Origin of the sequence: Dietzia sp. UBA5065 (assembly GCA_002415925.1) — a bacterium.
Classification (GTDB): Bacteria; Actinomycetota; Actinomycetes; order Mycobacteriales; family Mycobacteriaceae; genus Dietzia.
In genome coordinates this window covers 1-11,178 of the sequence record DIAZ01000150.1, presented here as the reverse complement: position 1 = coordinate 11,178, position 11,178 = coordinate 1, and the positions used below count along the sequence as shown (strand labels likewise).

General features: G+C 72.6%; 10 protein-coding genes and 1 pseudogene. 7 read left to right on the top strand and 4 right to left on the bottom strand.

Going from position 1 to position 11,178, the window contains the following annotated elements; translation table 11 throughout:
• The 3 genes from B4M60_RS12345 to B4M60_RS12335 all read left to right on the top strand — a co-directional run.
• A partial coding sequence (locus B4M60_RS12345; protein WP_291084363.1) for an aldehyde dehydrogenase family protein occupies nucleotides 1–633 on the top strand: 633 nt, incomplete at its 5' end.
• Nucleotides 633–1,049, top strand: a complete 417-nt coding sequence (locus tag B4M60_RS12340; RefSeq protein WP_291084360.1) for a DUF779 domain-containing protein — start codon at nucleotides 633–635, stop codon at nucleotides 1,047–1,049. The genes B4M60_RS12345 and B4M60_RS12340, both read left to right, overlap by 1 nt.
• A gap of 45 nt (nucleotides 1,050–1,094) precedes the next feature.
• Nucleotides 1,095–1,724 carry a hypothetical protein gene (locus B4M60_RS12335; protein ID WP_291084357.1) on the top strand — a complete coding sequence of 210 codons (630 nt, stop codon included), beginning with the start codon at nucleotides 1,095–1,097 and terminating at the stop codon, nucleotides 1,722–1,724.
• A gap of 7 nt (nucleotides 1,725–1,731) precedes the next feature.
• On the opposite strand, the gene B4M60_RS12330 is transcribed toward B4M60_RS12335, so the two are convergent.
• Nucleotides 1,732–3,297 carry an FMN-binding glutamate synthase family protein gene (locus B4M60_RS12330; RefSeq protein WP_291084353.1) on the bottom strand — a complete coding sequence of 522 codons (1,566 nt, stop codon included), beginning with the start codon at nucleotides 3,295–3,297 and terminating at the stop codon, nucleotides 1,732–1,734.
• Between the two features lie 117 nt (nucleotides 3,298–3,414).
• Between B4M60_RS12330 and B4M60_RS12325 the strand changes: the two genes are divergently transcribed.
• Both B4M60_RS12325 and B4M60_RS12320 read left to right on the top strand, forming a co-directional pair.
• The gene (locus B4M60_RS12325) at nucleotides 3,415–4,038 is read left to right on the top strand and encodes a helix-turn-helix transcriptional regulator (protein WP_291084350.1); all 624 of its coding nucleotides are present in this window, start codon (nucleotides 3,415–3,417) and stop codon (nucleotides 4,036–4,038) included.
• Between the two features lie 34 nt (nucleotides 4,039–4,072).
• Nucleotides 4,073–4,893, top strand: a pseudogene (locus B4M60_RS12320) (acyl-[acyl-carrier-protein] thioesterase).
• On the opposite strand, the gene B4M60_RS12315 reads toward B4M60_RS12320, so the two are convergent.
• Entirely contained in the window at nucleotides 4,876–5,997 is a 1,122-nt protein-coding gene (locus B4M60_RS12315; RefSeq protein ID WP_291084347.1) for a glycerate kinase, read from the bottom strand. The pseudogene B4M60_RS12320 and the gene B4M60_RS12315 sit on opposite strands and share 18 nt — an antisense overlap.
• A gap of 81 nt (nucleotides 5,998–6,078) precedes the next feature.
• Between B4M60_RS12315 and B4M60_RS12310 the strand changes: the two genes are divergently transcribed.
• A complete protein-coding gene (locus B4M60_RS12310) occupies nucleotides 6,079–7,587 on the top strand; it encodes a bifunctional aminoglycoside phosphotransferase/ATP-binding protein (protein ID WP_291084343.1) in 1,509 nt (502 codons plus the stop codon).
• A gap of 4 nt (nucleotides 7,588–7,591) precedes the next feature.
• Here the strand turns inward: B4M60_RS12310 and B4M60_RS12305 are convergent, their stop codons facing one another.
• Nucleotides 7,592–8,743 carry a DUF4185 domain-containing protein gene (locus B4M60_RS12305; protein WP_291084340.1) on the bottom strand — a complete coding sequence of 384 codons (1,152 nt, stop codon included), beginning with the start codon at nucleotides 8,741–8,743 and terminating at the stop codon, nucleotides 7,592–7,594.
• Nucleotides 8,744–8,818: 75 nt separating this feature from the next.
• On the opposite strand from B4M60_RS12305, the gene B4M60_RS12300 reads away from it, so the two are divergent.
• Entirely contained in the window at nucleotides 8,819–9,361 is a 543-nt protein-coding gene (locus B4M60_RS12300; protein ID WP_291084337.1) for a hypothetical protein, read from the top strand.
• On the opposite strand, the gene B4M60_RS12295 is transcribed toward B4M60_RS12300, so the two are convergent.
• The gene (locus B4M60_RS12295; RefSeq protein WP_291084366.1) at nucleotides 9,352–10,638 is read right to left on the bottom strand and encodes a DUF4921 family protein; all 1,287 of its coding nucleotides are present in this window, start codon (nucleotides 10,636–10,638) and stop codon (nucleotides 9,352–9,354) included. The genes B4M60_RS12300 and B4M60_RS12295 overlap by 10 nt on opposite strands.
• Nucleotides 10,639–11,178 lie beyond the last annotated feature (540 nt).

Genomic DNA, 11,178 nt, shown 5'->3' with positions numbered 1-11,178 from the left:
CAGGGCGAGGTGTGCACCTGCCCGTCGCGTGCGCTGGTGCAGAAGTCGATCTTCGACGACTTCACCGAACTCGCGATCGAGCGGACCGAGAAGATCACGCAGGGAAACCCGCTGGACACCGACACCATGCTGGGGGCCCAGGCCTCGAACGACCAGCTCGAGAAGATCCTGTCCTACATCGACATCGGCAAGCAGGAGGGCGCGGACGTCCTCACCGGCGGCGGGCGGGCCGAGCTGGACGGCGACCTCGCGGGCGGGTACTACGTGCAGCCCACCGTGTTCCGCGGCCACAACAAGATGCGGCTGTTCCAGGAGGAGATCTTCGGTCCCGTCCTCTCGCTGACCTCGTTCACCGACTTCGACGACGCCATGACCATCGCCAACGACACGCTGTACGGCCTCGGCGCCGGGGTGTGGTCGCGCAACGGCACCACCGCCTACCGCGCCGGTCGCACCATCCAGGCGGGCCGCGTGTGGACCAACACCTATCACCAGTACCCGGCCCACGCGGCGTTCGGCGGCTACAAGCAGTCCGGCATCGGCCGGGAGAACCACCGCATGATGCTCGACCACTACCAGCAGACCAAGTGCCTGCTCGTGAGCTACTCGGGCAAGCCGCAGGGCTTCTTCTGATGGAGGCCCCGCCGCGCGTCGTGGCCACCGGGCCGGCCGTCGAGCTCATCCGCGAGCTCATCGGCCGGCACGGCCCGGTGATGTTCCACCAGTCGGGTGGCTGCTGCGACGGGTCGGCACCCATGTGTTACCCCGACGGGGAGTTCCGCGTGGGCCAGCGGGACGTCCTGGTGGGGGAGGTGGACGTGGACGCCGACGACCGGACCGGGGTCCGCGTGTGGATCTCGGGCCCGCAGTTCGAGGCGTGGCGACACATGCAGATGGTGATCGACGCCGTCCCGGGCAGGGGCTCGGGGTTCAGCCTCGAGAACCCCACCGGGAGGCGGTTCCTGGCGCGGGCGAGGATGTTCACCCCGGAGGAGCTGGAGCTGCTCGAGGCGCACCCCCCGCTCCTCGGGGCGGACCTCGACGAGTAGCCCGATCCGCCCTGATCACGGGCGTCGCGGCGGTAAGGTTCGACCATGGATACCGACCGCGGGACCGCCATCGACCCCCTCGACGCCCAGGTCGAGTTCCTCACCCCCGCTTTGCGGGCCGACCTGCTGGAACGCTGGAACGAGCCGCAGCGCCGCTATCACAACGAGACGCACCTGCGGGCCGTCCTCAGGGCGGTCGACGCGCTGGAGGCGGACGGGGAGGCGTTCGACGGCACCGCGGTCCGGCTCGCGGCGTGGCTGCACACCGCGGTGTTCGACCCCACCGAGTCGGAGAACAACGACAAGTCGGCGGTCTTCACCGAGCGGGTGCTCGACCCGGCCGCCCCGGTCGAGGAGGTGTCGCGGCTGGTCCGGCTCATGGGCGGGCACCGCGTCGAGGGCGGGGACCTCAACGGAGCGGTCCTCTCGGACGCCGACCTCGCGGTGCTGGGGTCTGATCCCGACACCTATGACACCTACTCGCAGGACGTGCGCCACGAGTTCGCGCACGTGCCGGGCGAGCGCTTCGTGGCCGGGCGGATCGCGGCGCTGGAGGGGTTGCTCGAGCGGGGGTCGGTCTTCCGGACCCGGGCCGGGCGGGATCTGTGGGAGAAGCAGGCGCACGCCAACCTCAACCGCGAACTCGGACTGCTGAGGGCCGGCGCCGAGGGGTAGGTGCCGGTCAGAAACCGGGTGGGGTGTAGGCGGCGGTGTGCTCGGCGGCCCCGCTGGTGATCATGATCTCGGTGATCTCACCGCGCAGGGCCTCGCCGGGCAGGCCCCAGCCGCTCCGGTAGCCGTAGATCTCGGCGAGCGTGGCGGACGTCCGGGTGCCGTTGGCCAACTCCACGTCCTCGGGACCGATCAGCGAGGGGTGCGGGACCCCGACCGCGCCGGAGAGCTTGATCAGTTCGCGGCGCAACGAGCGCAGGTAGGAGGCGCAGCGCACGGCCTTGTCCGTGGGGTCCACACCGCGCGTGAGCCAGGGGTGCTGCGTGGCGATCCCCGTGGGACACCGGTCGGTGTGGCACTTCTGGGCCTGGATGCAGCCGATCGAGAGCATGGCCTCGCGACCCACGTTGATCATGTCCACGCCGAGCGCGAACGCCACCGCCGCGTTCTCCGGGATGCCGAGTTTGCCGGAGCCGATGAACACCACGTCGTCGGAGAGCCCCGCCTCGGCAAAGATCCGGTAGACCCGCGGGAAGCCCAGCCGGAACGGCAGGGAGACGGCGTCCGTGAAGACCAGCGGCGCGGCGCCGGTCCCGCCCTCGCCGCCGTCGATGGTGATGAAGTCGACGCCGCGGTCCCGCGGCACCATCGCGGCGGCCAACTCCTCCCAGAAGACCAGGTCGCCGACCGCCGACTTGATGCCGACGGGAAGTCCGGTGCGCTCGGCGATCTCCTCGACCAGGTCCAGCATGGAATCGACGTCTCCGAACGCGGTGTGCCGGGAGGGGCTCGCGCAGTCCCGGTCCTTGGGGATGCCTCGGATCCCGGAGATCTCGTCGGTGATCTTGGCCGCCGGCAGCAGGCCCCCGAGCCCGGGTTTGGCGCCCTGGCTGAGCTTGATCTCGATCGCCCGCACGGGGTGAGTCCGGGTGAGCGCGACCAGCTTGTCGATGTCGAAACGGCCGTCGTCGTCCCGGACCCCGAAGTAGGCGGTGCCGATCTGGAAGATCAGGTCGGCGCCGTTCTGGTGGTACGGGCTCAGGCCGCCCTCGCCGGTGTTGTGCAGGGCTCCCGCGAGGGCCGCGCCGCGGTTGAGCGACTCGATGGCGGGGGCGGAGAGGGCCCCGAAACTCATCCCGGAGATCGAGACCAGCGATTCCGGCCGGAAGGCCCGGGCCCGACCCCGGGCGGCCCCGAGGACCTTGGCGGCCGGGAGCGTGAGGTGTTCGCCCGAGTGGCTGTGCGCGGACACGGTGACCCCGGTGAAGGTGCGCTGCTTGAGTATCGGGTACCCCTCGAGGAACTCGATGTTGTTGTCCGTCCCGAAGCCGAACGTGGTGGCCCGGCCCTCGGCCGACTCGTAGACCCAGCTGCGCTGGTCCCGGGTGAACGGCCGCTCCTCGTCGTTGCCGGCCACGATGTACTGCCGCAGTTCCGGCCCGAGCGAGGTCAGGGCCATGCGCGCGTGGCCGAGGACGGGGTAGGTCCGCAGGATGGGGTATCTGGTCTGCCGCAGGTCCGCGGCAGCGAGGGCGGCCAGGGCGGCGACGGGGGCACCGAGGAGCCACTTGCGCATATCGACCTCCGGGGTCTGTTCGGGGCCTTCATCATGTCCCACATCGGGCCCCGGGCCCGGTGGATCGGCGAGGACGCCCCGCGCGGCGGTCCGGTCCACGTGTCGTACGGTGGGTCCATGCCGGTCCGGGTGACTGTGGTCAACGACTACCTCGTGGTGGTGGCCGGCGTGTACGCGTTCCTGGCGCCCTACGGCGACCGCATCGAGATCGTGGAGACGGACACCGTCCACAGCGGTCCCGCCGTGGTCGATGTGGCCCTGTACGACACCTTTGCCGCGCCCGTCGGCAAGCACGCCCGCCTGGCCGCGTTGCTCCGGGATCCCACCGTCGGGGCGGTGGCCGTCTACTCGTTCGCCACCGATCATCAGGCGGTGAGCGACAGCCTCGCGATGGGCGCCCACGGGTTCCTCGCCAAGTCCCTGCCCGCACGGGAGTTGGTCCACGGCATCGAGCAGATCGCAGCCGGGAGCCGGGTGACGATGCTGGGTCCTGGGCGGTCGGTGATGGGCGCCGACCGGTGGCCGGCCAAGGAGGCGGGCCTGTCCGCACGGGAGGCCGAGGTGGTCGGCCTGATCGTCCAGGGGCACTCGAACGAGGAGATCGCGTCGAGCTGCTATCTCTCGCTCAACACCGTCAAGACCTACATCCGGACGGCCTACCGGAAGATGGGGGTCACCACGCGGGCGCAGGCGGTGGCGTGGGGCATCGCCCACGGACTCAAACCGGACCGGACGCTGTGACTCTGGGATAGGGCTCTCGGGAGGGGGAGGTCCGATGAGAGACGCCGTGCACGACCCTGAACCGACACCACTGCCCCGGCCGCCCTCGCCGGGATCGGGCTACTCCTCCACGCGCAAGGTGCGGACCGGCGACGTCGATCCCCAGCGGAGGTTGCGGTTGGACAGCATCGCCCGGTACCTCCAGGACATCGCGACCGATGACCTGGAGGCCGCCGGCCACGCGGAGACCGACCCGTACTGGATCGTGCGCAGGACCGTGATCGACGTGATCGAGCCGATCACCTGGCCCGCCACGGTGCACCAGCAGCGCTGGTGCTCGGGACTGTCCTCGCGCTGGGCCAACGTCCGTGTGCGGATGACCGCCACGCACGAGACCACACCCTTCAGCCCCCGGACGCAGCCTGACGGGCTGGTGGAGACGGAGGCCTTCTGGATCAACGTCAACGCCCAGGGGGTGCCCACCCGGATCAGTGAAAACGGAGTCGCCACCCTGGCCGCGACGACGGACGTCCACCGCCTGCGGTGGACCGCGATGACCGCGGCCCGGCCAGCCCGGGTTCCCGGGGAGGATGAGCCGGAGGACCGGGTCCACGTCCTGCGCAGTACGGATTTCGACCCGCTGCAACACCTCAACAACGCCGCCTACCTCGCAGCCGTGGAGGACGAGCTCCTGCTCCATCCGACCTGCTGCGACACCGTCATCGCGCGGTGATCGAGTACTACCGCCCCGTGGTGGCGGGCGCGACCGTGACGGTCAGGCGGAGGCGGAGCGGGGACACCCTGCAGCTGTGGATGTCCGTCGACGACCAGGTGGCGGCCGCCGCCACCGTCACGGGCTCAGGGGAGCACGCGTGAGATGACCTCCGCGGCCACCACCTCGAGCAGCGCGCCCGCGTTGGCCATCGACCTGGCCAGGTCCGGCTCCACCTCGGTCAGCGCGGCGGCGGCGACGAACCCGGCCTCGGCCACGCGGTCGGCCTCCAGGTCCAACCGGCCGCACACCGCCACCACGGGCACGGCGTGGGAGCGGCACAGCGCGGCCACCCCCATGGGCGTCTTGCCGTGCATGGTCTGGTCGTCGAGGCGGCCCTCGCCGGTCACCACCAAGTCGGCGGCGGACACCACGTCCTCCAGCCCGGTGAGGGTGCCGAGCACCTCGAAGCCGGGGTCGAGGCTCGCGCCGAGCACCTCGCGCGCGGCAAAGCCGACACCGCCGGCGGCACCGGAACCCGGCGCGTCGGGGTCCGTGTCGAGCCCCTGGGCGCGCAGGACCTCGACCAGGCGGGACAGTCCCGCCTCGAGGTCGTCGACCTCCCGCGGCAGTGCGCCCTTCTGGGGCCCGTAGACCCGGGCCGCGCCCAGTGGGCCGAGCAGCGGGTTGTCGACATCGCACGCCACGCGGATGCGGGAGGCGCGGACGGCGGGGTCCAGTCCGCCCAGCTCCACGCGGTCGAGGTGGACCAGTGCGCCACCGCCGTCGGGGAGGTCGACGCCGGAGGAGTCGAGGAAGCGGGCGCCCAGCGCGGAGAGCATCCCGGTGCCGCCGTCGGTCGACGCGCTTCCGCCGATGCCCAGGTGGATGTTGCCGCGGCCCGAGCGCAGGGCGGCCAGGATGACCTCGCCGACCCCGCGGCTGGAGGCCTCGAGTGGGCGCATCCGCCCACCCGGCAGCCGCAGGAGGCCGCAGGCGTCCGCCATCTCGACGAAGGCGGTGTCCGGATCGATGGCGGCGAAGGAGGTCTCGACGGGCCGACCGGTGGGGCCGGAGACGGTGACGGGGATCCGCCGTGCGCCGCCGGCGACCATCACCTCGAGGCTGCCGCCCCCGCCGTCCGCCACAGGGCGCTCGACCACGTCGGTGTCCGGATGGGCCCGGCGCGCACCCTCGGCGGCGTGGTGGCACGCCTCGATAGCGGTGAGGGAGCCCTTGAAGGCCCCGCAGGCCACGACGATGGTCACGACTGCATCATCCCCCATGGTGTCCGCGGACACACGACGGCCCGGGGGTCGCGGCGGGACCCGCCTGCCTAGGCTGGGGTCATGCACACCCGCGGAGGCTCCGAACCCCCGGCCGGCGGACGGCCGGCCATCGTCGAGACGCACAGCTCTCTCATCGTGCTCTGGGCCGACCAGGCCCACAAGATCCGGAAGCCGATCGACCTCGGGTTCCTGGACAACCGCACCGTCGCGGCACGAGGCGAGCAGAGCCGTCGGGAGGTCGAGCTCAACAGCCGCCTGGCCCCCGACGTGTACGGGGGGGTGCTGGAGGTCCGGGGTCCCGACGGCGAGGTGATCGATCACGTGGTCCGGATGCGCCGGCTGCCCTCGCACCGGAGCCTGGACTCGCTCGTCCGGTCGCGGTCGGCGGGCACCGCCCCGGAGGGCCGTCCGGACCTGGTGGACGGCGTCCGCGAGGTGGCCCGGCAGTTGGACCACCTCCACGCGGCGAGCCCCCACACGGAGGACATCGACGCCGCGGGCGGCCGGGACGCGGTGGCCGGACTGTGGCGGGACTCGGTAGACCACCTGCGGCGCCTGAGCGTGGGCGAGGACGCGCCGGAGATCGTCGACGACATCGAGCGACTGGCGGGGGAGTACCTCCGCGGCCGCGGTCGGCTGCTGGAGGCCCGCATCGCCGCGGGCCGGATCGTCGACGGGCACGGGGACCTGCTCGCCGCCGACGTCTACCTCGAGGACGACGGCCCGCGGGTGATCGACTGCCTCGAGTTCGACGACCGGCTCCGGTTTGGCGACGCGATGCTCGACGCCGGGTTCCTGGCGATGGACCTGGACAGGGAGGGGGCCCGGGACCTCGCCGTGGAGTTCCTCCGGGCCTACCGGGACTTCTCCGGAGACGACGCGCCGCCGTCGCTGGTCCACCACTACATCGGGTACCGCGCGCTGGTCCGGGCCAAGGTCACCGCGATCCGGGCGGGACAGGCGGGCGACGGCGGCGGCGCCGACGCCCGGCACGCCCTCGAACTCGCGGACGCCGCCGTCGACGCGCTGCTGCGCGCCCGCGTGCGACTCGTCCTGGTGGGGGGCGTGTCCGGGTCGGGCAAGTCCACGCTGGCCGCGCCGCTGGCCGAGTCGCTGGGCGCCGAGCTGCTGCGGTCGGACGTCCTGCGCCCCGGGGTCCCCGCCGGCGGCGACCGCTACTCGGAGGAGTCCGTCTCGGCCGTTTACGCCGGGATGCTCGGGCGAGCCGCGGAGCTGCTCGCGCTCGGCCGCAGCGTCGTCCTGGACGCCACCTGGCTCGATCCGCGGCGCCGCGCCCGCGCCGAGACCGTGGCCGCGGACGCCCACGCGGAACTGGTCGAGGTCTCCTGCACCGCGCCCCGGGAGGAGCTGGTGCGGAGGATCCTCGACCGCGCCGACGCCGGCGCCGACCCGTCCGAGGCCACGGTGGAGGTGCTCGACGCGCAACTGGCCGACCTGCCGCCGTGGCCCGACGCGATCGAGGTCGACACCACGGAGCTGGACGTGCGCGACGCCGGCGCCGTGCGGGCGTGGGCCGGGCGGGTGCTGGGCCCCCTGCCCTGGGCCTGAGGCGTCAGCGGCCCGGCGGCCGCGGGATCGACCCCGTGAACTGCATGGACCGGTACGGCCAGCCGGCCGGGCCGGCCGCCGAGTCGTGGGTGTTCCACTGGCTCACCACGATGTGCCACTCCTCCGGCGTGGACCCGGGGACGGGGCAGCCGCAGTAGAGCTGGGCCACGCGGGCGGGCCCGGTGGCGGGGTCGGTGCCGTCGGACTCGTCGCCCCACGCGCAGCCGGGCACGAGCGTGGTGTGGGCGGTCACGGTCCGGTCCATGAGGTCGGCCCCGATGTGCGGAAAGGTGAGGCAGTCGATCCGGTAGTGCTCGGCGTCGAAGTAGGTCAGGGTCCAGAAGTCCTCGCACCGCCGCAGGTACATCTCGCCGATCCGGCCGGGCAGGACGATGGTCGTGGGGTTGCCCCAGCCCCAGGCGCCCCTGCGGTAGCCCCAGGTCTGCCAGCCACCGACGTCCGGGTCGCCGAGATGCTCCTCCCGGACCCGCATGAGGATCACGCCCTTGTCGCGCTGGAACCCGGTGGACAGCACGTAGACGTGGCCGTCGCCGCCCGTCTCCCAGGTCCACAACTGGCGGTGGCCGCCCTCGAGCCGCGGGGAGAACACGGCCCCGGTGGGCTCCCACGTGCGGCCGTCGTCGGTCGAGCGGTGGATCTCGGTGCGGGTGACGGTGCCGAGCCCCTCGTTGACCATGACGTGCAGGTACATGGTGTCGCCGACGGTCAGGACGTCGCTGGGCAGGACCGTCGAGCAGCCCCGGCCGTGGACGTAGTCGACCAGCTGGGCGGCGTAGTCGCGCGGTCCCGGTCCGGCCGCCTCGGACCAGATCACGCCGCTCGTCGGGTCGGTGGTGTCGGAGAACAGGGCCACGGGGGACCGCCAGTCGGGGTTGCCGGGCCCGGGTCGCTCGTCGGTGGTGGGCGCGCACTCGGCGATCCCCGGGTGGGGGCGACCCACGTGGGGGGCCCCCATCCCGGCGCCGGCGAAGGTGTCCCCGAACACCGCGAGCAGGCGCCCGGAGGGCGTCCGGGCGAAGATCCCCAGGTCCGTTCCCTCCATGCCGAACCCGGTCGTGATCCCCGGCCCGGTGAGGTCGCGGACCTTGCGGGTGCCCGGGCGAGCGGTCGTGGTCTCAGGCGACGAGTCCGTCATGTCGTCGACGCTACCGCGTGACGATCCGGTGACGGTCCGGGCGCGGCGGCATCGGGTCCGCGTATCGTCGTCCGGGTGACCCACCCCTTCCCGCGGGCCGGGCGAGAGCTCGTGCCCGGCCACTGGACCGCCCCCGCGGCGGTCGTGGCGCTCGGGTGCGCGCTCGCCTGGATCATCGTGGGATTCGGCCACGGCCTCCCGCTCGCGGCGCTCGCCCTGGCGGTGGCCGGCGTCGTGGCCCTGCGGAGTTCCCCCCTCCGGGTGAGCGGACACGAACCGTTGCAGGCGGTCCGGGGTGCGGCCGGCCGGGGCAACACCGTGGTGGTGCTGTGGCGTCCCGGCTGCCCGTACTCCGCGGCGCTGCGCCGGCGAGCCGCACGCGAGGGGTTGGACGTCCACTGGGTCAACATCTGGCGGGACGAGGACGCCTTCGAGCTGTGCCGCAGCATCAACGACGGCGCGGAGGAGACCCCCACGGCCGTGCTGCTGGATCCGACGGCCGCCGGGCCCGTCGTGATCCCGGCCTCGGTTCCGGGGATCCGTGAGGCCATCACCGGTGCGCTGACCACGGGACGGACCGGCGAACCTCGTCGTCGTCGGTCATCCTCTCACCCGTAGCGCAGTGACCCCCGCACGTCCCCACACTCCGCACCGAGCGCCATCTCGGCGATCCGACCCTCCGCCCGCAGTCCGGACAGCCGAGACGCCACGCGCTCCCGGAGGGCCCAGGGGTCGATCGTGTTGATGTAGATCCCGGTCGAGCCCTCGAAGCCGGCCGGGTTGGAGATCCGCCACTTGAGCACGATCCGCCAGGGCATGGCCACGCCGACGCCCGGCGGCCGGGTGTGCCACTCCTCGTTGCACGGGACCAGCGGACCGGTCGCGGCGTGGCACGCGTGCACCAGGTCCGAGACCCCGCGCAGCTCCTCCGGCGTGTGCTCCCACGGTTCGCTCGCCGCGGATCGCGAGTAGATCACCAGCGCGGGGTAACGGTGCCCCACCCCGACCACGGCCACCGCGTGCTCGTTGGCCGCCAACACCAGGCCCTCGGCGGCCGCGTGGTCCACCCCGAGGGCGTTGTACAGGTCCGGTTCCCGCGTGAGGGCGACCAGCTCGCGCCCGGTCTTCACCGGGATCTCGTCGATCGCCACCAGCTGCTTGTGCAGGTGCGCGAACGACGCCCCCGCGGGCTTGAGCCAGTTCTGGAACACCGACACGTACCGGGCGTGGGGATTGTCGCGGTACAGGCCCCGCATGGCGCGGACGCTGAAGTCGATGAACCTCTCGTGCTCGGCCGGGGTGAGCGAGCCCGAGGACGCGTGCCGGTCGGTCCTGGTGGCGCCGTCGGTGAGGTGGCGCCGGGCCACCACCACGTCGTGGCAGCCGCCGAAGAAGCTCTCGGAGTGTCGGGCCAGCGTGGCGGCGTCCATCGAGTCGACGGCCGCCGGATCGCCCTGGGCGGCGGCGATGCGGGCGCGGACCAGCGCGCGGACGTGCTCGGCCCCGGCCGCCGAGGCCAGGTAGGCGACCTGGTGGGCGGCCGCGCGCTCGGAGATCCGGTAGCCGTGGACCGCCTTCCAGTAGTCCAGCGAGACGATCTCGAAGAGGTTGCCGAAGAGCCGGAACTCGGGGGTGGTGGCGTCGAGGTCGTCCGCGGGGACCTCGTCGAGGACCGTCCACCCGTCCCCGTCCCCGTCCCGCACCAGCCGCGACTTCTCCGGCGTTGTCTCGCGCAGGCGGGTCACGCAGAACGCGCAGTGCGCCTCCGGAGCGCCGGGATCCACCGCGGCGACGCGGTCGGGGGCGAGGTCGATCGGCCGGTTGCCGCGCCCGGGCACCGTCCAGACCTCCGTGCCGGTGAAGGGATTGATCTGTTTGACGGTGCCGTCCGCCATCCGGCGCAGCGGTGGGACCGGGGGCGAGGCGGCAGCGGGTGTGGTGGTCACCCCGGCGAGCCTAGGTGGTCGTGGTGACGGGATGACGACGACGAGGTGACGCCCCCGCCCGGCCGTCGACACCGTCTCGGTAAGCCCACCGGCGCTTGCGTTCTCGGCGGCGCGGCCGCGCGGACCGGTGGCACTGTGACCCGGGCAACAATAACCTGTGGGCCGGCGATGACAGTGCCACGAGGCGTACCCGCACCGTGGCGCACGCCCTACCGACGCACGAAGGGGAACGAACATGACATCGAACCGCCCACTCCACCTACGCCTCGCGGCCGTCAGTGGAACCGCACTTCTCGCGATCGCAGGTTCCACCGGTGCCTCCCATGCCCAGGGCGCTGGACTCGACCTCGGTCTCGGCGCTGCGGTAGAAGGGTCACTCGGGGCCCTCGGACTCAACGTTGAACTCGCCGCGGCGCTTGGTTCGTCTGGCGGTGGCGGCAGTCCGCTCCCCCCGGCTTCGCTGGATCAGTTGTCGTCGGGGTCCGGTGA